The 22,209-nt window shown below is 57.4% G+C and carries 19 protein-coding genes; 13 read left to right on the top strand and 6 right to left on the bottom strand.

Going from position 1 to position 22,209, the window contains the following annotated elements:
- Nucleotides 1–13 precede the first annotated feature (13 nt).
- Together Q0X62_RS03180 and gmd are read right to left on the bottom strand one after the other, a co-directional pair.
- A complete protein-coding gene (locus tag Q0X62_RS03180) occupies nt 14–976 on the bottom strand; it encodes a GDP-L-fucose synthase (RefSeq protein ID WP_366946091.1) in 963 nt (320 codons plus the stop codon).
- Nucleotides 969–2,042 (bottom strand): GDP-mannose 4,6-dehydratase, encoded by a 1,074-nt coding sequence (gmd, locus tag Q0X62_RS03175; RefSeq protein WP_366946097.1) that lies wholly within the window; start codon nt 2,040–2,042, stop codon nt 969–971. The genes Q0X62_RS03180 and gmd overlap by 8 nt, the downstream gene beginning before the upstream one ends.
- 200 nt (nt 2,043–2,242) lie before the next feature.
- Between gmd and Q0X62_RS03170 the strand changes: the two genes are divergently transcribed.
- From Q0X62_RS03170 to galE, 10 genes are all read left to right on the top strand, one after another.
- Nucleotides 2,243–3,196, top strand: a complete 954-nt coding sequence (locus Q0X62_RS03170; protein WP_297731520.1) for a hypothetical protein — start codon at nt 2,243–2,245, stop codon at nt 3,194–3,196.
- Nucleotides 3,196–4,653, top strand: coding sequence for a hypothetical protein (locus Q0X62_RS03165; RefSeq protein ID WP_297731517.1), 1,458 nt, complete (start codon nt 3,196–3,198; stop codon nt 4,651–4,653). Before Q0X62_RS03170 ends, Q0X62_RS03165 begins: the two co-directional genes overlap by 1 nt.
- Nucleotides 4,650–5,588, top strand: coding sequence for a sulfotransferase (locus Q0X62_RS03160; protein WP_297731516.1), 939 nt, complete (start codon nt 4,650–4,652; stop codon nt 5,586–5,588). The genes Q0X62_RS03165 and Q0X62_RS03160 overlap by 4 nt, the downstream gene beginning before the upstream one ends.
- 66 nt (nt 5,589–5,654) lie before the next feature.
- Nucleotides 5,655–7,514 (top strand): exostosin family protein, encoded by a 1,860-nt coding sequence (locus Q0X62_RS03155; RefSeq protein WP_297731514.1) that lies wholly within the window; start codon nt 5,655–5,657, stop codon nt 7,512–7,514.
- Between the two features lie 63 nt (nt 7,515–7,577).
- Nucleotides 7,578–8,420, top strand: coding sequence for an FkbM family methyltransferase (locus tag Q0X62_RS03150; protein WP_297731512.1), 843 nt, complete (start codon nt 7,578–7,580; stop codon nt 8,418–8,420).
- Nucleotides 8,421–8,515: 95 nt separating this feature from the next.
- Nucleotides 8,516–9,205 carry a class I SAM-dependent methyltransferase gene (locus Q0X62_RS03145; RefSeq protein WP_297731510.1) on the top strand — a complete coding sequence of 230 codons (690 nt, stop codon included), beginning with the start codon at nt 8,516–8,518 and terminating at the stop codon, nt 9,203–9,205.
- A gap of 4 nt (nt 9,206–9,209) precedes the next feature.
- Complete coding sequence (locus Q0X62_RS15650) at nt 9,210–9,590, top strand: GtrA family protein (RefSeq protein ID WP_366946090.1); 381 nt, start codon at nt 9,210–9,212, stop codon at nt 9,588–9,590.
- Between the two features lie 17 nt (nt 9,591–9,607).
- A complete protein-coding gene (locus tag Q0X62_RS03140; protein ID WP_297731507.1) occupies nt 9,608–10,546 on the top strand; it encodes a glycosyltransferase family 2 protein in 939 nt (312 codons plus the stop codon).
- A 102-nt stretch (nt 10,547–10,648) separates the two neighbouring features.
- Nucleotides 10,649–12,118, top strand: a complete 1,470-nt coding sequence (locus Q0X62_RS03135; RefSeq protein ID WP_297731504.1) for a glucosyltransferase domain-containing protein — start codon at nt 10,649–10,651, stop codon at nt 12,116–12,118.
- Between the two features lie 27 nt (nt 12,119–12,145).
- The gene (galE, locus tag Q0X62_RS03130; RefSeq protein WP_297731501.1) at nt 12,146–13,126 is read left to right on the top strand and encodes a UDP-glucose 4-epimerase GalE; all 981 of its coding nucleotides are present in this window, start codon (nt 12,146–12,148) and stop codon (nt 13,124–13,126) included.
- A gap of 33 nt (nt 13,127–13,159) precedes the next feature.
- Here galE and Q0X62_RS03125 read toward each other — a convergent pair whose 3' ends face one another.
- Together Q0X62_RS03125 and Q0X62_RS03120 are read right to left on the bottom strand one after the other, a co-directional pair.
- Nucleotides 13,160–14,371, bottom strand: coding sequence for a glycosyltransferase family 2 protein (locus Q0X62_RS03125; protein ID WP_297731498.1), 1,212 nt, complete (start codon nt 14,369–14,371; stop codon nt 13,160–13,162).
- Nucleotides 14,368–15,120, bottom strand: coding sequence for a glycosyltransferase (locus tag Q0X62_RS03120; RefSeq protein WP_297731495.1), 753 nt, complete (start codon nt 15,118–15,120; stop codon nt 14,368–14,370). The genes Q0X62_RS03125 and Q0X62_RS03120 overlap by 4 nt, the downstream gene beginning before the upstream one ends.
- 278 nt (nt 15,121–15,398) lie before the next feature.
- Here Q0X62_RS03120 and Q0X62_RS03115 point away from each other — a divergent pair, with 278 nt between their 5' ends.
- The 3 genes from Q0X62_RS03115 (at nt 15,399) to cysN (ending at nt 19,553) form a co-directional block, all read left to right on the top strand.
- Entirely contained in the window at nt 15,399–16,532 is a 1,134-nt protein-coding gene (locus Q0X62_RS03115) for a DegT/DnrJ/EryC1/StrS aminotransferase family protein (protein WP_297731492.1), read from the top strand.
- A 229-nt stretch (nt 16,533–16,761) separates the two neighbouring features.
- A complete protein-coding gene (gene cysD / locus Q0X62_RS03110) occupies nt 16,762–17,658 on the top strand; it encodes a sulfate adenylyltransferase subunit CysD (protein WP_366946096.1) in 897 nt (298 codons plus the stop codon).
- Nucleotides 17,658–19,553: a sulfate adenylyltransferase subunit CysN gene (gene cysN / locus Q0X62_RS03105; protein ID WP_297731487.1), complete on the top strand. Its 1,896-nt coding sequence runs from the start codon at nt 17,658–17,660 to the stop codon at nt 19,551–19,553. The genes cysD and cysN overlap by 1 nt, the downstream gene beginning before the upstream one ends.
- Nucleotides 19,554–19,591: 38 nt before the next feature.
- On the opposite strand, the gene cysQ is transcribed toward cysN, so the two are convergent.
- Nucleotides 19,592–20,398, bottom strand: coding sequence for a 3'(2'),5'-bisphosphate nucleotidase CysQ (gene cysQ / locus Q0X62_RS03100; RefSeq protein ID WP_297731484.1), 807 nt, complete (start codon nt 20,396–20,398; stop codon nt 19,592–19,594).
- A gap of 14 nt (nt 20,399–20,412) precedes the next feature.
- Nucleotides 20,413–22,140 (bottom strand): SLC13 family permease, encoded by a 1,728-nt coding sequence (locus tag Q0X62_RS03095; protein ID WP_297731482.1) that lies wholly within the window; start codon nt 22,138–22,140, stop codon nt 20,413–20,415.
- Between the last annotated feature and the right edge of the window lie 69 nt (nt 22,141–22,209).

Genomic DNA, 22,209 nt, shown 5'->3' with positions numbered 1-22,209 from the left:
ACCGGCCCGGTACTCAGCGTGAGGGAATGTTCTCTTCGTTGGCAAGGAACCAGTCATAAGCGTCAGCCAGGCCATCACGCAGGCTGATCGAGGGTTGCCAGCCGAGGCCCCGAATCTTGTCGGCGCTCATCAGCTTGCGCGGCGTACCGTCAGGCTTGCTTGTATCCTTCGTCAGCTCGCCCTTGAAGCCGACAACATCCATGACGAGGTATGCCAATTCCCCGATCGGAAGGTCTTCACCCGAACCGACATTGATATGTCCAGCGTCCGAGTAGACCTTCATCAGGTGCACAAGCGCATCCGCGCAATCATCGACATGAAGAAATTCCCGACGCGGCGTCCCGCTGCCCCAGATTTCCATCGATTCCGCCTTGTCGACCTTCGCTTCATGGGCCTTGCGAATAAGCGCCGGGATGACGTGGGAGTTCATCGGGTGGTAGTTGTCGCCCGGGCCGTAGAGATTGGTGGGCATGGCGGAGATGAAATCCACGCCGTACTGCTTGCGATAGGACTGGCAGAGCTTGATGCCGGCGATCTTGGCGATTGCATACCACTCATTGGTGGGCTCAAGCGCGCCGGTGAGCAGGGCCTCTTCCTGTATCGGTTGCTCAGCGAATTTCGGGTAGATGCAAGATGATCCCAGGAAAAGCAGCTTCTCAGTACCCGCCTGGTAACAGGCGTGGATGATGTTCGAAGCGATCATCAAATTCTGATAGAGAAACTCTGCCGGATAGCTGTCATTCGCATAAATCCCGCCCACTTTGGCTGCGGGAATGAAGACCGCGTCCGGGCGTGTGTTCTTGACCCAGGCTGCGGTCGTCGCCTGATCGGTGAGATCGAGCTGGGAGCGAGTCGCCGTCAGGATTTCAGCCGGCTCCTCCTGTTTCAGGCGTCTGACAAGCGCGGCCCCCACCATGCCGCGATGGCCAGCAACCCAAACGCGTTTGCCTGCGAGCGAATACATCGGATCAGACATCGCCGTGATTGGAGCGGTAGGCTGCCTCAGTGGCGATCACCTTCAGATCGCTCCGGACCATTTCGCTGACCAGCTCGGGGAAGGGGGTTGTATGCTGCCAGCCCAGTTTTTCTTTCGCTTTGGTCGGGTCACCGATCAAGAGATCAACTTCGGTCGGACGGTAGTACCGCGGATCGACGGCTACCAGCTCACGACCGGTCGCTGCGCAGCGACCGGTTTCGGACTCGCCGGACCCCACCCATTCCAAGGTGATATCGATCTCCTTGAATGCCAGCTCCACAAACTCGCGAACCGTGTGCGTCTCTCCGGTTGCCAGCACAAAATCGTCGGCTGTGGCGTGCTGCACGATCCGCCACATTCCCTCGACATAGTCTCTTGCATGTCCCCAATCACGTTGGGCATCAAGATTACCGAGATAAAGCTTGCTCTGGCGGTTCTGATGCATGGCTGCAACCGCACGCGTGATCTTGCGCGTCACGAAGGTTTCACCGCGGGTCGGGCCTTCATGGTTGAAGAGAATGCCGTTTGACGCGTGCATGCCATAGGCCTCGCGATAATTCACTGCGATCCAATAGGCATAGAGCTTCGCCGCGGCATAGGGGCTGCGGGGATAGAAGGGGGTGGTTTCGGATTGCGGAACCTCTTGCACCAGCCCGTACAGCTCTGAGGTTGAGGCCTGATAGAAGCGTGTCTTGTCCTGCAGATCGAGGATGCGGATCGCTTCCAGAAGGCGCAGCGCGCCGATGGCATCGGCGTTGGCTGTATACTCAGGCGCTTCGAAGCTCACCTTCACGTGGCTCTGCGCCGCCAGATTGTAGATTTCGTCCGGCTGAATCTGCTGCACCAAGCGGATCAGGTTGGTCGAGTCGGTCATGTCACCGTAGTGCATGAAGAAACGAGTCTCAGCCTCATGCGGATCAACATAGAGGTGATCGACGCGCTGGGAGTTGAATGAGGAGGCCCTGCGCTTCAGTCCGTGAACTTCATAGCCTTTGCTGAGCAGGAGCTCGGCCAGATAGGCGCCGTCCTGCCCAGTCACGCCGGTAATAAGTGCACGCTTTGTCATGAGATTCCCGGAACTTGTACAAGGTGGTTGGATCGTGGCCACCCCTGTTAAACTGTCACCCATCTGAAAACAAGCGCCGCGCCTTCCAGTACAGGCGTTTGGCACACATGCGAGCGGTGGAGGACTGGGGTGCGCGGCCTTGTTGCCCGCATCCGATTGGAGTATCGGATTGTTTCAACACGTTGAGAAAGGGCGTCAACTTGTATTATTCGGTCGCGCATTCGGAACTTGTTCACGGGGATGGCGCGCAACTTGCCCATCTCGGCGAAGCGGTGACCTTCGATCACAACGCGCTGTACAAGTGCATTCGAGAGGATGCCGGTTCGCGCTTCGTTGTTTTGGCCGCACCGGCCGCTCGACTTTACGCAGCGTGCCTGGCGGACGGCTTGGAGGCCGAAGGGGCGCATGAGTGGGTTGCTACCCGAGCGAAGGAAATACTGGATCTGTTCCGGCACGCGCGTCGACAGGTCCTCGTCCTGCCCAGCGAGATCAGCTGGCTGTCCGGGGACATCGTATCGAGCGCTGTCCAGGCCTATTTCGATGAACGCGCGCAACCCGTTTTTCGTGTTCGCCTGGACGACATGCCCGAGCTTTTACCGGTTTCGCTTCTCCATCAACTGGTTGGCAAGGCGGCCGTAGAGGCCAGCCCGCTTCTGACCCGTCTCGACCAGGAATTGCGAGCAAGCATGGGATGCGTCGAGCGTGACGCCGAAGTGCTGGAGCAGGAGGTTGCGATCTCATTGAGCGGCCTCACCGAGCTGATCGACCGTGCCGCCTCCGCCAACCAGACGCCCGCGGGTGTTGGCGAAGGGCCCGTGACGGCACTGGATGCCCAGCGAGCACTGGTCGCCGATCTACAGAATGCGCTTCTCGAATGCCAGTCCGAGCTCGAATGGTATCACCGGTTGGCGTCGCGTCGGGGTGGGGGTCTTGAACAGAGGCGGATCGAGCAGGAACGCGATGCGGCCGTCAAGGAGCGGGACCGACTGCGTGCGGAAAACGCCGATCAGGCCTTCACGCTGGAATGGTCCAGACGGGACGCGGAACAATTGCGCGACGCGTTGAAACAGACACGAAACTCGACCTCCTGGAAGGTAACGGCGCCCTTGCGCATGTTTCGCGGCGGTTCCGTGGCGGACGAGGTCGTTGAGTAATGCAAGGATTGTTCGGCGTCGAAACGGCAAACTTCGGTCTGGTCGTTCATATTGGGTGCGGCGATGATGCGGGCCGCTTCTGGCAGGGTCGTGTTGACGACCTTGTCCTGGTGGAGCCTGACCCGGAGCGCGCCAATGCTGTACGGAAATGGCTCGATGGGGGCGGGTCTGGCAAGCTTGTCGAGGCAGCGGTAGCGGAGCGAAACGGCGACGGTTCCTTTCGTCGAACGAGCTTTGGCGATCTGAATAGTCTGCGCGTGCCGACCGGGGCCATGACTTTGTTTCCGGGGCTCCGAAGTCTCGAAAGCGTGCCGGTAAAGCTGATTCAACCCAGAAACCTTTTGGCAGCCCGCGGGGCGGGGGTGTCGAGCGGCCGATCAGCCCTGGTCGTGGATGCACCGTCAGAAGTTCTGCTTGTATTATCGGACCTCGATGAGGCGGGCTTGCTTGATGACTTTGATGCGGTCGTCATTCGTGTCGCCGAGGTACAGCTTCACGAAGGTGGCGCTGATCTGGAGCAGGTTGAAGCCTGGCTCACAGGGAGCCAGCGCCGAATTGTGTGGGAATCCGATCCCGCTGATCCGGATGTTCGTTTCGCGCTCGTCGAGAAAGACTGGAAAGCGTGCAACCTGCGGAATGAAAAGCGTGCGCTTGAGCTCGAAACGATCGTGTCGGAATTGCGACATTCCTATTCCCGGATGTCCGAAGAAAACCGTGCCAGTCTCGACCAATTGAATGAGGAAGCGGGCGCCCTGACCGCGGCGCGGGATCAAGCACGTGCCGAGGCGCAAGCCGCCCAGTCGTCGCTGGATTCGATGACGCATGAGCGCGATGCGCTGAATGAGGAATTGGATCGACTGCGGACGGAGCATGATGAGGCCACGCAGGCAGCCCAGTCGTCGCTGGAATCGATGACGCATGAGCGCGATGCGCTCAAGGAAGAAATGGTGGCTCAGCAGGAGGCGAATTCCAAGGCTGCTGAGTCGGCCAAAAACGACCTTGAGACGCTGAAGCAGCAAGTGAATGAGTTGAAGGCTGCCCGTGACCAAACCGCGAAAGACGCCCAGGCGAACCTCGCAGCGTTTGAAACCATGCGGAGCGAGCGTGATCGGCTGAAGGCAGAGCTGGAAGCCGCTCGGCATCGCTATGATGATCAAGATCAGGCTACAAAGCGGTTGAGTGCGGAAATCGATGCGCTACGCGACGACAACCGACTGTCACTGCGGATTCAGCGGATTGCTCAGGCCGATCTGGCTGACCTGCAAGACCGATACGCGATGCTGGCTGACGAGAAGCGTCAGTTGGAGCAATTCCTGGATGGTCTGGCGCAGAAGGTAATCGAGTCGGAGGAGAAAGAATCGCTGCCGGCGCCCAAGCGCACAGCCGGCCGGACCAGGGCCGCTTCGAAGTCCACGACGAAGCGTGCCGGAACAAAAAACCGGGCGAAGCCTTCATGAGTGCATTATTGCCTCATTCCGGCGCTTCGTCTGCCTTGGATTTTGGCGACCTTGCACACTCGCCAATGGCTGCGTTTGATCGAATGAGCCAGGCCGATCTTCGGAGCCTGTCTGAACTCCTGAAAACGCGTCCCAAAAGTGATCTGACGCCGATTCGGACTGTTCATCATTTTGCCTGTACAGGCGGCACACTGATTGCCAGAGGGCTGCAATCGCAACCAAACGCCCTATTATTGAGTGAAGTTGACCCGCTCAGCACCATCCAACTGAATACGCAGCGCTCGCGATTTGCCCCGACAGACCCGATCTTGCTGGCGCGGGGTGCGCTCAGCCCGATCGATGAGGACACGGCGGTGGAGATGTTTTGTGCATCGATGAAGGCATTGCACGCCCGGATGGATCGAATTGGGCGGCGCTTGATATTGCGTGATCATGCCCATTCACAATTCTGTACCGACACGGATTGGGAAAGGCGGCCGACATTGGCGGCCATGCTGGCTGATTGGTTTCCGCTGCGATCGATCGTGACCGTTCGGCATCCCATTGATTCCTATCTTGCGCTGGATCGCAATGATTGGCGGCATTTCTCACCGTTTTCGCTCGAAGAATACGCTCGCCGCTACCTGGCATTTCTCTCCGCGTATCAGAATGTTGCAATCATCCGCTATGAGCGGTTCGTGTCAGATCCGGATGAGACGATGCGCGAGATCTGCCGGCATCTCGAACTTGCCTACAATCCGGACTGGAAAGCGCTGATTTCGGTTATGCGACTGTCCGGCGATAGTGGCCGGCGCGGCGACAAGATCGCACCGCGTTCGCGGCGGGATTACTCCGACGAGCTTGTCGTGGAAGCCGAGGCGAGCGGCGCGTATCAGGATCTCTGTCTGCAATTGGGCTATGACGCTGAGCTGGACAGGGCGGAACATGCCTGTTGACGACGCGGCCAGATTCGCTTTCGTCGCGGTGATGATGGCCAGTAAACATGCCCGAAGGGGGAAATAGTGCCGATTTCTTTGTTCATGCCGTATTTCAAGCCATCCGATCCGGCGCGCGAGAAGGAACTGGTCCTCTGTCTGGAAAAGAACCGGGCGAATGACCTGATTTCTCATATTTATCTGATGATTGATGATGATGCCGCTGTCGATCAGTCAGATGGGCGGGTCACCGTGTTGCGGATGGACCGCAGGCCGACCTATGAGGATTGGACGCGACTCTCCGAGGCGTATTGTCCCCAGGATATATCGGTGCTTGCCAATGCCGATATCTATTTTGACGAAACGCTGAGCCTTCTCGAGCGCGTGTTTGATGCCGACCCGACAGGGTTTGTCGCATTGAGCCGGCATGAATTGTCGGGCAGTGAAACCAGCCTGCACCCCAATCCGCATTGGTCGCAGGATACCTGGGCCTACTGGCCGGCGCACGCGTCCAACCCGGACCGTGATCGGTGCCTGAACTTCCCGCTGGGCGTACCGCGGTGCGACAACAAGGTGGCTTACACCTTCGCCGTCTATGGCCACGCCATCTACAATCCCTGCCGCGAGATCCGGAGCATTCACGTCCATGAAACCGGCTTGAGGACCTACGACAAGAAGGGGGATCTTCGCATTGTCGGCGGCACGGCCATGGTGCATGCCAGTGAGGGCCTGACAGACCCGGCTGTGTTGGACATTGACGTCTGGCCCGTACGATCAACTCATTTTCGTGAAGCCAAGATCAACAAGTCTCTCGAACGCTGGGCGAATGAGCGAGGCACTTCGCTCCCCCCTGTCCGGCCGATCGAACCGGGTGCGGTCGATGACCCGCTTCGCACCAAGGCGCCGCCCGCTATACGGGCCGAGACAGCACCAATCTCTTTGCCGTCGCGTGACGGCGATCTGTATGTCGACCGGAATATTGTCGCATATGATGCGCACTGGCAGCATCCAGCCATCACCGAACAGCACGCATTCAACCAGGTCAGGCTGCTGGCGATGCGTGGCGGAAATGCCGCTTACCTCGGGTTCCCGTGGGCAACCCTGATCGATGTCAGTAATCACAACAAGGGTGATACCGATCGTCTGTCGGCCCTCCAATCCGGTCTTGAGCGCGCCGCGCGGGCCGTTTCGGGATACAAGCAGGTCATCACGGTATGTCAGCATATCCACATGCTGAACTTCCCGGAATTATTCGAGGCGGCGGGTGTGACAGATGTATTCTGGTCACATGCCACCCACGGCCGGATCCGGTTCGGTGACGACCGGGGTTTGGCCATCCATCCATTCCCGCTCTATCCGGTTCAGATCCCGGAAGGCCCGGAGATACCGATTGAGGAGCGGCCCTATCTGTTCTCCTTCGTCGGCGCCAAGGCGACCCCGATCTATCTTACCCAGTCGCGGACCTTCCTGATCGAGGAGCTGGCCGAACACCCGCGGGGTCTCGTTCGGGATCGTGAGACCTGGCATTACAACAAGGTCGTCTATGACCATCAGGTCCTGGCGCGCGCACAGAGCAGTGCGGGGCTGATTGATACGAACGCGTCTGAAGAGTTCAAACAGGTCATGGCTCAGACGCAGTTCGCCCTTTGCCCGTCGGGTACCGGCCCGAACTCGATCCGTCTCTGGGAAACCATTTGTAGCGGTGCCATCCCGGTTGTGCTCGCCGACACCTACAAGGCTCCCGGCTCCCAATCAATCTGGGAACAGGCGGTGATCCAATGCGGTGAAGATCGTCAGAGCATCAGCGAACTGCCAGCGCGCCTCGAGGCAATCGCAGCCGATACTGAAGCGCTGCGTCGGCGCAGGGCGGCGCTGAAAATACTTGCTGCACGCTATGGCCGAACCAATTTCGTGCCGGACGTGCTCAAGGCGCTGCTATCAGCCTAGATTGGCGCCTACGCGCAGAGGAGACCCGGACGACCCGAATTGCGATCATGATTGGATTTGAGAATGGTGACTCACGACCCGATTTTTTCAGAATTTGATGTCGTCGAAGTCGAAACCGATGGTGCGAGCAACTATGATTTCCTCGGGGTCGGGACCCAGGTTCGCTTCAAGAAGGGCTGGTCCCGGTTCGCGCCGGAAGCGGGGACGCGGTTCAGTGCCGAGCTGCCAGTATTGAATGAGCACTATCTCGACTGGGTTGCGGTGCTTGAGAGCGTAACGCGCGCGAGAGGCGTATATCGGTTCGTCGAGCTGGGTGCGGGCTGGGGGACCTGGTCGTCCACCGCCCTCGCAGCTGTGCGACAACGGCGTGAGATTCACGATGTTGAAGCGGTAGCAGTCGAAGCCGATCTCACTCATTGGCAATGGATGGAAGACCATTTCCGCAAAAATGGCCTGCTTACTGCGGGGGTCCATCTCATTCATGGCGCGGTCAGCGCAGAGCCGGGCGAGATTTCATTTCCTGTGATCGAGAATCCGGACGAGGACTATGGCGCGTCACTCCGTGGGACGGCGACGGCGCCAAAACATGTCACGGTACGCGCCTACACGATTGAAGAATTGTTGAACCGGATGTCCGGCCCTGCTGATTTCATGCATATCGACATTCAGGGTGCCGAAAATAATATGGTCCCGCAGGTAATCGGCGTTCTGAATGATCGCGTGAAGACGGTGCTCGTTGGCACGCATTTGTCATCAGATGGACATCGCTCAATGGTCACGCTGTTTCGCAATGCAGGATGGCGGATCCGAATGCACTATGAGCGTGCCGAGCTTTGCGAGATGCCCTACGGTTTGGTCCAGTCGAGCGATGGTGTGGTAGTAGCGGAAAATCCGAGGTTCGATTAGGTATCTCGGCGGAGCGTCGTATTGGCTGCCCTGTTTGCCGGGTAGATGAGCTGTGCGTCGATGGTTTATTGGGCGTCGTCTCGAGGAGGGTAAGAATGGACCAGGCTGAGTTCGATCAATACGCGGATGCATATGACCAGCAGCATGCCGCTAATATCGCTATAACAGGCGAGTCGCCGGACTATTTCGCTGAGTACAAGGCTCGAGAGACCGCGCGCATAGCACGGTTGCACGACATATCACCATCCAAAATCGTCGATTTTGGCGCGGGAATCGGGAACACCTTGCCCCATCTGAAATCGGAGTTCCCAGACTCACGGATATATGCCGCCGATGTGTCCGAAAAAAGCTTGGCCATCTCGGCGGCACGTTTTCCTGAGATTGCCACCAACATACTGATTAATCGGTCAATCCCACTGGAGGATGCGAGCGCGGATCTCGTGTTCACCGCATGTGTTTTTCACCATATCGATCCTGGTGAACACGGATTTTGGCTATCGGAAATCCGGCGCGTGCTCCGGCCGGGTGGATTGTTCGTCCTATTTGAGCACAATCCATTGAATCCGTTGACGCTACACGCGGTCAATACATGCCCGTTTGATGAAAATGCGATCCTCATTCGGAATAGTGAGATGCGAAAGCGCTTCCGAGTGGCTAACTGGAATGCGCCATCGTCGCGATTTCATGTGTTCTTTCCTAGTATTTTAAAAGTAATGCGGCCCACGGAACGGCTTCTGGAGTGGTTGCCCCTAGGTGGGCAGTATTCGATCTCAGCTGTTCGTTGATATAATGCAAATAATTGACCAAATTTTCAAGTTTTTATCGGTTGGTGCAATAAATACAATTTTGGGATTGGTGATTATATTTGCGCTGCAATTATCAGGCGTTGATTATTTGTTAGCAAATTTGTCTGGTTACGCGGCGGGGCTGTTGTTCAGTTTTTTGATGAACAGGTTTTGGTCGTTTCGGGTAAGGGGAAGTGTCACTTTACTTGAGTTGGCTAGATTTTTAATCACTTTTTTGGCGGCTTACACTTCAAACTTGATTGTTGTGGCCGCTTTCGTGGAGATATTGGACGTTAGTGTGTACATATCCCAAGTAATTGGCGTTGTGGTGTATGCCGTGGTGAACTTCGTTGGCCTAAAATGTGTTGTTTTTAACGTTCGCTAGCAGAAATGGGGGTGGGGATGCTTCCTCAGCTTACAATCGTTGTTCCGTGCTACAATGAGCAGGACGTATTGCCTATCAGCACCCCCGTTTTCGTGGGCGTAATCCGGGATCTCGTCGAGAAGAAGCTGGTGTCAGAAAACAGTCGCGTTATGTTCGTGGATGATGGTTCGCGTGATGAAACTTGGCGATTGATATCAGAGTTCGCGAACAAGCACGACGAGGTTAAAGGGGTCCGGCTGTCGCGCAATAGGGGACACCAAGTGGCTGTGCTCGCGGGCATGACCGAGGCGCAAGGCGACCTGATCGCAACAATCGACGCAGACCTACAGGATGATCCCGCAGTGATAGAGCAAATGGTGCTCAAATCTACCCAAGATGGGTGTGACATCGTATATGGAGTGCGCGCTGATCGGAGCACGGATACTGTATTTAAGCGAAATACTGCGGAGCAATACTACAAATTACTCAAGTTTCTTGGTGTTGATATTGTATTCAATCATGCGGATTTTCGCCTACTGAGCCGGCGAGCCCTCGATAGCTTGCTCGAGTATCGGGAGACCAACCTGTTCCTGCGCGGGATCGTTCCCATGATTGGTTATCGTTCGGGAGTTGTAGAATACTCCCGATCAGAGCGGCAAGCTGGTGAATCGAAATACCCGCTCGCGAAAATGGTGTCGCTTGCTTGGGAGGGCGTGACCTCCTTATCCATTCGCCCATTGCGGCTCATTACGGCGTTAGGTGTCGTGATTTCAATGTTGGCTTTTGCGACCACAATCTTCGCCTTCGCGGCAGCGCTGGCGGGCGCGAGCGTCGAGGGTTGGGCATCAGTGATTATTGCGATCTCATTTTTTGGTGGCGTGCAGCTCCTGGCATTGGGCTTGATCGGTGAGTATGTGGGGAAAATATACTTGGAGGTTAAGCGGAGGCCTAAATACTTCGTGGATTCAAGGGTGTAGGTGTTGGGGTGAATTGTGATAAAAATATTTAACAGCACTATTTCGACTATTATTTCGTTCAGGTCCGAATTGATTCAGGAATTGAAAGATAGGCGAGCCACAATGCTTTTGTTGTTGGCGTTGGGTGTCTTTTCATACTTTATATTTTATACTCAATTTCTATTAGATAACCATGCGTTCCGTATGCCGTGGCTCGCGGAGAATGAGCAAGTACAAAATGGCCGCTGGATGGGACCGGTCATAGGTTGGTTGCATTATGGTGCAAACGTCCCTGTTGTTATGCCAGGGCTTTCACTGGCTGCGGCGTTGGCGTCCGTTTTTATAATCATCAGGTCTTATGGAAGTGATTTTCAGAGGGATTCACTATTTATATTCGGTGCAATAATTATCGTATGCCCTATTAATCTTGCATTCTATTATTATGGGTTTATGTCGCCAATATTCTTTATCGCAAACCTACTTGCATGTGTCGCAGCGGCATTATTGACCCAGTTTTCGATAAGGCGATTGGTTTCGGCGAGTATCGTCGTCGTCTTTATGCTTGCAACCTATCAGGCAGCAATCGGCGCGCTTGCTGTCCTCGTTGTAACAGGCGTTATCTGGCGAGCTTGCGAAAGCCCAGGGAGCAAATCCGACGATGCTGGATCGGTCTTGTCTCAAATAGTCAGGGTCTGGTCACCGGCGCTTGGTGCGTTTGTCGCGACAACGATCGGATTGATGATCTATCTATGGACGATCCAGTATCTTCCCGACAATGGCAAAGCGATCGACCTTGCGGACTTCGGCGCCTTGGTCGAGCGTATACGAGAAGTATCGTTCGCTGCGTTCAGGCACCTCATTATCACCCAACCGGATATCCTCAACGCGTTGAATGTCGGGTTTGGAATCTTGGTCGCCCTCGCAGCTTTCACGTCGTTGGTTGCGGCGCGAGAGAATGCGGTAGGAGTGATAAGTCTTGTGTTGGCATGGCCGTTCGCGATCCTAGCCAGCAAAGCTATTTTTTACATTTCGGACCCGGGAAATATCTATCAGTACCGATATAATTCCGGCTTGATTTACCTCTATGGATTCGCCGGATTGCTCGTCTCCCATCATTTCCGGGCCGGGCTCGCTCGAATAGCGGCGGTCGGTTTGAGTGCGTTTGTGATTGTTGTTTCGGTGCAGGCGGACTTGGTGCGCCAGCACGTATTGATGCGGGGCCAGGAACGCGATCTCTCGACCTTCAACCGAATACTCTATCGGATTGAAACGTTGGAGAATTTCGACCCATCAGTTCGATACGACTTGATACGAGTTGGCGCCCTCCCGCGGTATCGGCTTCAACTTCTTCGTTCTCGTGGTCGAAATTGGGACGAGCTGGGTGATGGCCATATGGATTATGGCGAAATTTCCGACATCTGGGTTGATGACCATGTTTTCGGTTTGTTGGGCTCTTCTGTTCGATTGACATATGGCCGCAAGCAGTCAGCGGCCGAAATAGTCGAGGAAGGCTTGTTGGATGAACGCGAGCCCTGGCCTTCGCCTTCATCTGTCTTTATCGACGGTGAGCGCATTATTGTCTACGTCGACTAGACGTATGAGGCAAGGAAGAGGCTTGTAATGGAACGCATTCTTGTTGTCGGCGGCGCGGGATATATCGGGTCGCACGCCTGTAAGGCGATTGCCGCGCGCGGTATTGAGCCTATCGTTTTTGACAATTTGTCCACAGGGCACAAGCACGCCGTAAAATGGGGTGAGCTGGCGATCGGCGACATTCGAGTCCCGCAGGAGATCGAAGGCGCTCTTGAGCGCTACAAGCCAGACGCCATCATGCATTTTGCAGCGTGTATTGAGGTCGGTGAAGGGGAGCGGTATCCACTCAAATTCTGGACGAACAATACCGGCGGCGTCATTAATCTCCTCAATGGAATGTCAAAGACCGGCATTAAGAATGTCGTGTTCTCCTCGACCTGCGCGGTCTATGGACAGCCGGACGCGATCCCGATCACAGAACGCCAAGCATGCAATCCCGTCAGTGTTTACGGTCGCACCAAGCGGGCGGTCGAGGAGATGATGATCGACCTCTCAAACGCCGGTGGGATCAGATGCGCGATTCTCCGCTATTTCAATGCCGCAGGTGCCAGTTCTGACGGAGATATTGGAGAAGAACACGACCCTGAAACGCACCTTATCCCGAATGCTTTGAAGTCAGCTTCCGGTTTAGGCGCTAGAATGAAGCTGTTTGGAACCGATTACCCGACGCGCGATGGGACAAATATCCGAGACTACATCCATGTAATGGATTTGGCGGACGCCCACTTGGCAGCGGTGGACAAGTTGGCCAGCGGTGATCCGTTAATAGTGACTAACCTCGGCACTGGCACAGGTGTGACCGTTCTCGAAATATTGCGATCTATCGAACGGGTAACGGGGCTGAAGCCATTGTATGATGTGTGTGACCGGCGACCGGGCGATGCGGCTGCGCTATCTGCTAGCACCGCCCATGCGGCCGAGTTGCTTGGATTTAGGCCAAAGCGCTCAGATATCGATACAATCATCGCGGATGCATGGCGGTTTCACCGTCGGAAATGGGGAATTTGACCCTAAGCAGCTGATGTGGCCGACATAACCGCGCTACTCCGTCAAGCGCGCGCTGAGCTCGTCTAGCTCCTGATCTATGATATGTTGAGCATACGTGGAATCTGCGTTGTAGACATGAATTTCAGCGACAGCTGTAAGAAGGGTCCGAATAATGCGCCGGGTCTTCAAGGCAATCGCGATAATCAGGCTGAAGGCCGTCCCCAGTCCGCAAATTAGTGCCACCCAAATTGATAATGATGGGGCAAGAAATGCGACGATTCCTGCAACCGACAGGACGCTTGCGCCGGAGGCAAGAAACCGCCAATTCCGCTTAACAAGCCCTTTCCATCCTGAAGAGGTCGGTGAAACTAGTCTATTCACCTGATCGCGGACTTCTCGAGCTGAGTGTGAATGCAGGGGAGCCCGCCACCGCAGTCCGCGTCGGGTGATCACCGGCGGGTCGGCTTGGCTCAACTCGGTCCTGAGCTCGGCCAATGCCTCGGCTTCCAAGTGCCTGGGAGATCTCGGTACAAGGTTGCAGAATGTTTCGCGGAAATCCGGCGCAAGCTGGTCGAGTTCCCTCTTCAGCACAGTATCAACCTCTCGCATATAGCGAGCTCGATCGACGTCCGAGCGCTGACCTTCGCGGACGCGAAAACAGCCAAGCATGGACTCCACGGTATGCAGGTCAGCATGACGGAAGAAGCGTGACCATAATTCAAAGTCGTTGGCGACCTTGAAGCGCGTGTCCAATTGGCCGCCCGCCTTCTCCCACAGGCTGCGTCGCCAGAAGGTTGATTCCTGCTGGATCCAGAGGTGGTCGCCCGCAAGAAAGCGAAGTCTTGACCAGTTCTTGGTGGGGCCAACATAGGTCAGCTTGCTGGTTAGATCGCAAGTTGTCGGCAGTCCTGTGACCCATGAGACTTCCGGGTAGGTGGCAAAAATCCGACCGACAATTGACAGGCAACCCGGCAAAAGAATGTCGTCGGAATTGATCCAGCCCATAATGTCGCCATGCGGCGTCGCAAAGCTCTTGTTCAGCGCGTCCGCGTGACCGTCATCCGGCTCTATGATGACTTCCGACACCGCGCCACGATACCGTTCGAGAATATCCCGGGAGCCGTCCTGGCTGGCGCCGTCAACAAGTGTGTAGTGGAGGTTTTCGTAACCCTGTTGCAGCACAGACAGGATGGTTTCCTCCAGATAGTCAGCCCCGTTGTAGTTGGGGGTAACCAGATGAATTTTCGGAAGTGCCGGTTTCGTCATGCCTGTTGGCGCCTGGATTGCAGGGTGTGCGCTGCCAGCGCGACGGTCGATTTCAACGCTGGCCAATAGCCGGCATGCCGACGAACCAGGTTGAAGACTTCTGTCAGTCTGTCAGGCGACACGGCCCCCGTCTTCGTATCGTTGCCAATATAGACCTCTGAATAGGTCTGATCGGTATGGAGAAAGCGGGCCCCGTTTCGATAGAGGCGAATCCACAAGTCCCAATCCATCACATAGTGGAGGGATTTATTGACACCCTCAATGGAGTCGAGCGCGGTCCGGCGGACAAAGCAGGATGGTTGGGAGATGATGTTGGACCTTAGCAACAGGTCCGAAATCTCTTCGGTCTGGTCGTGTTGGCCAATACGGCGGCCTTGCCCATCGATGAAATCGGACTGCCCGTAAACGACATCAATGTCCGGATTGCAGTCGAAAAGGTCCCTGACCCGCTTGAGTGCGCCGGGTGTCAGCCGGTCGTCGCCATTGAGCCAGAAGACAACCGATCCGTGCGTCTTTCGCCAACCCTCATCGATGGCATCGGATTGGCCCTGATCCGGGCCGTGGCGACGATAGGCGAAATCGAGGGGGCACTTTTCAGCCGCTTCGACAACTCTCGGATCGCCGGATGCATCCAGTAAGGCGACGTCGAGTTCCACGCCCTGATTGGCGAGGCTTTCGAAGGCGTGCGGGATAAAGGCGTGCCATGCGCCAATTGGAACCGCAGCCGCAAAGGTTATCGTCGAGGTCATCGCCACAGCTTCTCTTGTGCGCAGGCACGAAACAAAGAAGGGCAGACAAGGCCTTCTTGAACTATACGCCTACATCTACCGCGAAACCGCGCGGGAACAAAAGCGCGTGAACAGCACTTCGCGTGTGGGGCCCGCTGCGCCGCTTTGCGCACAGCGCAGAGCTGGGTCTGTCCTGTGCAGAAGCGAAATGTTTCGTGATTTCAAGGCGCGGCGGGGTGCCGCTATGCAGCGTTGCGAGTCGCATTGCGACCTGATTTGCCGCACGGGAAGGCTGCAAGATGTCCGACATGATCCCTTTCATCGACCTTGGTGCACAACGAGCCCGCATCAAGGACCGGATCGACGCCGCCGTGATGAAGGTTCTCGACGAAGGCCGCTATATTCTCGGTCCGGAAGTCAATGAGCTTGAGGACAGGCTGGCCGAGTTCAGCGGCTTGGGCCGCGCGCTCAGTTGCGCCAATGGCACTGACGCCATTCTCATCCCGTTGATGGCATTCGGAATCGGGCCCGGCGATGCGGTCTTCGTGCCCAGCTTCACCTTTGCTGCGACAGCGGAAGTCGTGGTGTTGGCCGGCGCAACGCCTGTCTTCGTCGACATCGATCCGGATACCTACAACATGTCGGCCGCGAGCCTTGCAGCAGCGGTCGAGGCGGTGAATCAGGCTGGAGAACTGACGCCACGCGCCGTAATCGCGGTAGACCTGTTTGGGCAACCAGCGGACTATCCGGCCCTGAAGCCGATTGCGCGCGAGAACGGGCTGAAGCTTATTTCGGATTGTGCACAGGGATACGGGTGCACGCTCGACGGCAAGGCGACCCTGCATTGGGCTGATGTTCTCACGGTGTCATTCTATCCGGCCAAGCCATTGGGTGCTTATGGAGATGGGGGCGCAATCCTGTGCAAGGATGACGCACTCTATGCGGCCATGAAGTCGGTACGCGTGCACGGCGAGGGCGCGTCGCGCTACGAGTATGCCCGTATTGGTCTGAATTCGCGCCTCGATACGATCCAGGCGGCCATTCTACTGGCCAAGCTCGATGTATTCGGCGAGGAGATCGCGATGCGGCAGGCCGTCGCAGATGCCTACGCCACCGGATTTGGCAATGCCGTGAAAACGCCGCGTATCATCGACGGCGCCCGGTCCACCTGGGCGCAGTACACCATTGAAGTTGCTGACCGGGACGGGTTCCGGGCCTTTCTCGCCGAGCGCGGTGTCCCGACGGCCGTCTATTATCCGATCCCGCTGCACAAGCATGAACCCTATTCAGGATTTCCCTGTGCTCCTGGAGGTCTGCCGGCGACCGAGGCCGCGGCCGACCGGGTCGTCTCATTGCCAATGCACCCGGATATGCCGCAGGCGGATATTGATCGCGTCGTGGATGCCGTAACCGGGTATGCTTCGCGCAACTGACAGGGGCGAGTGCTGTCGGCGCTTGGAATGACGGCGCGTCCGTACCATATAAAGCCAATGTCTCTTGGTTGTCGGCGACCAAAGAGCGTGTTTGTCTAGACGTCCACGAGGTTCAGGGCCCCTTGTGAGCGATCGAACAGGAAGCCGAATAGTGACAATCGACATATCCGAACGGATCCGCGCCTATGCTGCGCGGTTTGGCGCTGGTCCGTACAAGCGCCCACAACCCTTGTCGGGGCACTTGCATGCGTTAGAGGCCGAAAGCATCCACATCATGCGGGAAGTCGCGGCTGAGTTTTCCAATCCGGTCATGCTCTATTCGATTGGTAAGGACAGCGCGGTGATGCTTCATCTGGCCCTCAAGGCCTTCTATCCATCGCGCTTGCCATTCCCTTTGCAACATGTCGATTCGACCTTCAAATTCAAGGAAATGATTGAATTTCGGGACGCGATCGCGGCGGCGCTTGGGCTCGAGCTTCGGGTTGAAATCAATGAAGACGGCCGAACTCGAGGCATCAATCCGTTCGACCACGGATCTCAGGTCCATACCCAGGTGATGAAGACCGAGGCGCTTCGCAATGCCATGACTCGGCACGGCTATGATGCGGCATTTGGTGGTGCGCGGCGTGATGAAGAGAAATCGCGCGCCAAAGAGCGGATTTTCTCGTTCCGCGATGTCAATCAGGGTTGGGACCCGAAGAATCAGCGCCCCGAATTGTGGAATAATTACAACACCAAGATCAAGCTGGGCGAGTCAATCCGGGTCTTCCCCTTGTCCAATTGGACCGAGCTGGATATCTGGCAATACATCCTGGAAGAGGCCATCCCGATTGTGCCGCTTTATTTTGCGGCCGAACGTCCTGTTGTCGAGCGCGACGGCCAGCTGATCATGGTGGATGACGACCGTTTGCCGCTGCATCCCGGCGAGACGCCGGAGCTCAGACGGGTGCGGTTCCGCACACTCGGCTGCTACCCGCTCACCGGTGCGGTCGAGTCCGACGCCGACAGTCTTGAGCGCATTGTGCTGGAGATGCTCACCGCTCGCACGTCGGAACGCTCCGGGAGATTGATAGATCACGATGAAGCCGGGTCGATGGAGAAAAAGAAGCGCGAGGGCTATTTCTGATGAGTATCGAAAGCTCACGCGCGGACGTCATCGATCGCCTGACCCAATCCGGCGGGCAGGGTGTCCTGCGCTTCTTGACCTGCGGCTCAGTCGATGACGGCAAGTCGACCCTGATTGGCCGTCTGCTCTACGACAGCAAACTATTGTTCGAGGACCAGATCAGCGTCCTGGAACGTGACAGCCGCAAACACGGCACTGTCGGTGATGAGGTCGATTTCGCTCTCTTGCTGGATGGTTTGGAAGCGGAACGCGAACAGGGCATCACGATCGATGTCGCCTATCGTTTCTTCGCGACCGGAAAGCGCAAGTTCGTGGTCGCGGATACGCCCGGTCACGAGCAGTATACCCGCAATATGGCGACTGGCGCGTCGACGGCTGATGTCGCGGTGATGATGATTGATGCCCGCAAGGGCGTGCTCGTCCAGACCCTGCGCCACACTTACATTGCGCGGATGATGGGCATTCGCCACATCGTTCTGGCGGTTAACAAGATGGACCTGGTAGAGCATTCGCGCGGCCGTTTCCACGAGATCGTCGCGGACTATCTGCGGAGCGCCGAGGCCTTGGGTTTCGAGACGATCACGCCCATCCCCATGTCGGCGCGCTATGGTGACAATGTCACGCGGCGCAGCGAGGACATGGCCTGGCATACCGGGCCAACCTTGATCGAGCACCTCGAAGAACTGGACGTCAGCAGTGACATCCAGAATCAGCCGTTCCGCATGCCGGTCCAGTGGGTCAATCGCCCGGATCTCAATTTCCGTGGCTATGCGGGGACGGTGGTCGCCGGAATCGTCAGGCCCGGTGATACCATCGTCGTAGCCCAGTCCGGGCAGACCGCGATGGTCGAGCGGATCGTGACGGCGGATGGTGACCTGGTGGAGGCGGTCGCCGGCGATGCGATCACCTTGGTCCTCGACCACGAAATCGACGTTTCGCGCGGTGATGTGATCGCCGAGGCCGCGGCGCGTCCGGAGGTCACGGATCAGTTTGCCGCCGAGATTTTGTGGATGTCCGAAGAGAGCCTGCTGCCAGGGCGCTCTTACTTGCTCAAGATCGGTACGGCGACGACCCCCGCTACCGTGTCAGCGCTGAAACACAGCGTGGATGTCAATACCTATGAAAAGAAGCCGAGCCGAAAACTTGATATGAACGGCATCGGTTATTGCAATCTGTCGACTGCCCGGCCGGTCGCCTTCGATCCGTACCAGCAGATTCGTGGAATGGGTGCCTTCATCCTGGTTGACCGTTTCACCAACCAGACGGTTGGCGCCGGCATGATTGAGTTCGGTCTGCGGCGTGCGTCCAACATCCATCATCATGCCATGGATGTGAGCAAGGATGATCGGGCGCGGATCAAGGGGCAGAAGCCTGCAATTCTATGGTTCACCGGCCTGTCCGGTGCCGGCAAGTCGACGGTCGCGAACCTGGTTGAAAGCAAGCTCTCAAAGGCGGGGCATCACACCTATTCGCTCGATGGCGACAATATTCGCCACGGGTTGAACAGGGATCTGGGCTTCACCGACGAAGACCGCGTCGAGAATGTCCGACGCATAGGTGAAGTCGGAAAACTGTTTGTTGATGCGGGCCTGATCGTTACCTGCTCTTTCATTTCGCCTTTCCGTTCCGAGCGGCAGATGGTGCGTGAACTCGTTGATGAGTCCGAGTTCATTGAAGTCTTCATCGATGCGCCGATCGAGTTGTGCATGGAGCGCGACCCGAAGGGGCTCTACAAGAAAGCGAAGGCCGGAGAGATCAAGAATTTCACGGGTTTCGACAGTCCTTATGAGGTGCCTGACTCGCCGGAGCTGCATATCAAGACGGCCGATCTCAGTGCCGAAGACGCGGCGGACCAGTTGATCGCCGAACTCAGGCGTCTGGGCCGCCTGGGCTGAGTAACAATCCCGGAGGCATGTTGCGTGTCTCCGGGGTTTTACCTCTGATCCGGCTTGCGCGCCCAGGCGACGAAAGCGCCGTTGAGATACTCTGTTTCAGCCTTGGCGTAGACGAAGGGGTCCCCGTCTGGGGTCAATACCACCCCGCCGGCGGCGTTCAGAACGGCGTGGCCGGCGCCGGTGTCCCATTCCTTGGTCGGTCCGAAGCGCGGATATACGTCCGCAACACCTTCAGCCACCAGGCAAAATTTCAATGAAGATCCGGCGGAAACGATTTCCGTGACGCCCCGTGACTCCGCAAATGCGACGGTCTTGTCATCGGCATGAGACCGGCTCATGACCGCAATCATCCCGCTTTTTGACGGGGCCCGGGTTTCGATCGGCTGCAGCGAGGCGGGACTCACGCATTCTCCTGGTTTCAGGGTGCCGGCCCATGCATTGGTTCCGCCGACAAAGATGCGTTCGCGCGCTGGTGCGAAAACACAGCCTGCGGTCGGTGCGCGATTCTCGATGAGCGCTATGTTGACGGTAAACTCGCCGTTCCGGCTCAGGAATTCCTTGGTGCCGTCGACCGGGTCCACGAGGATGAATGAGCCGTCGGTATTCGGACGAAACCCGCTTGCGAAGCTTTCTTCGGCGAGCACCGGAATGCCAGGCAGGCTTGAGGCCAGCTCGGCGAGGATGATTTCCTCGGCCAGTTCGTCCGCATCGGTGACCGGCGACTTGTCGGCCTTGCCGCGCGCTTCAAAATCTCCCGCATAGATCTCCATGACCTTGACGGCGGCGAGTGAGCAGATGCGGGCAAATTCGAACGCGATCGCGTTCTTGTCGTCGATGTTCGGCATGAGAGGGTTTCCAGTCACAGATAGCTGAAGCTGAGTACGCTGAGTGCGGTCGAGGCGTATGTCACAAACACGATTCCGCCAAGCGCGAGAAAGTCGGTGAGCTGGTAGCGGCCAGGTGTCATCACCATCAAATGTGTCTGATAGCCGAAGGGCATGAGGAAGCTGGCGCTGGCCCCAAAGGCAGTCGCCAGGGCAAAGGCTTCTGCGGGCAGGTCGAGTTGTGCCGCGGTGGCCAACGCCACTGGTAGTGCGGTGAGCGCGGCGCTGGCATTGGAGAATAATTCGGTCATTGCCCAGGCAAATAGGAAGATAAGGCAGAGCGCCGCGGCGGGTGGCATGTGCGCTGTTGCCGTCGCGATCATGTCGGCCATGGCGGACGCGGCCCCCGATTGGGTGATGACCAGGCTCAACAGAATGGCGCCCCACAGGATGATAACGAGATCGAACGGGAAATTCCGGCGTACCTCTCGTGCCGAACTCCAGTCGAGGGCCACGACCAAAGCCGCCAGCGCGAGGGCTGCGTGGTGGAATGGGATGACTTGGGTGAGCGCGGCGGCGAGGAATGTGATGAAGCTCAATCCGAGCGCCCATGCGGTACTCGCGCGCATCGGAGCCTGGCCGGGCATGCGGACGTCTAGAATGTGAAGATTGGGCCGGACATTATCCCGGCTGCCGAAGTCGGGTCCAGCAGACAGGATCAGGACATCGCCTGTGCGAAGGCGGATGTCCCCAAGCTTGCCCGAAAGGCGCTCATTGCCGCGGCGAACGGCCATCACGGATGCATTGAAACGGGCACGAAAATCAGCCTCGCGCAGTGTTTGGCCGTCCAGCAAGCTCTGCCCGCTGATCACCGCGTGAAAGAATTCATCACCAGCACGCCTCTTCGGCGCGCTGTCCAGTGTCAGGCCGTCAATATTGTGGAGCTCATCGAAGTGTGTGATATCGCCGACGAAAATCAACCGATCACCGGAGTTCAACACGAAACCGGGATGGGCGGGGCGAACGACCCGGTTTCCCCGCACCACCTCGGCGAGGTAGAAGCTGTGCAATCGGCGCAGGCCTGCTGAGGTGACGCTGCGGCCATCCAGGCTGGATGCGTCGTCAATACGGGCTTCGATGTGAAAGATGCCTGATGTGTCGGTTTGCCGTGGCTGGCGCTCGCGCAGGATGACCGGTGCCAGGACCGTCAGCACGATGAAGACGGCGCCCGCGACCGCTGCTCCCGGTATCACGAAGTCCAGTACAGACAATTCGATGCCGTGGCGCGCGGCTTCGCCAGTCACCATAAGGCTAGCTGACGTCCCGAAAGGGGTCATCATCCCCCCGGCCAGGGCCATGTAGGAGAGCGGCAGCAGAAGGAGATGCGGGGCGAGGTCGGGGCGTCGCGCCGCCGGCCCCAGGAGGGCCGCAACTACTGCCGTGTTGGGTGTCACCGATGATGTCAGCGCCGCCGCGCCAAGGAAGCGGGCGAGCGTCAGGCGCGTCGGGAGGCCGGCTTGTCCGAACACAATCCGACTGAGACCGGGCAATCGCGTCAAGGCCGAGGCGATAATCACCAGGCTTGTAACGGCGAGAATGGCGGGCGAGGTCAGCCGTTCGAACGCATCATCAAGCGAGATCCGACCCGTGAGGATTACGGCCGCAATAAAGAGTGCGAAGGCGCGCGCCGTTGAGAGGCGCCCCGACAGCAGTACGGCACCGAGCGCAAGAACGAGGCCGGTATCAATCAGGATATTGCTCAACCGTGTCGTCCTTCGCCGGTTCGCGGAATGCTTGACAATTGCGCGCATGCTCCGCGCTACGAGCTGAAT

Origin of the sequence: uncultured Maricaulis sp. (assembly GCF_947259345.1) — a bacterium.
Classification (GTDB): Bacteria; Pseudomonadota; Alphaproteobacteria; order Caulobacterales; family Maricaulaceae; genus Maricaulis.
This window is presented reverse-complemented; position numbering and strand designations above follow the sequence as displayed.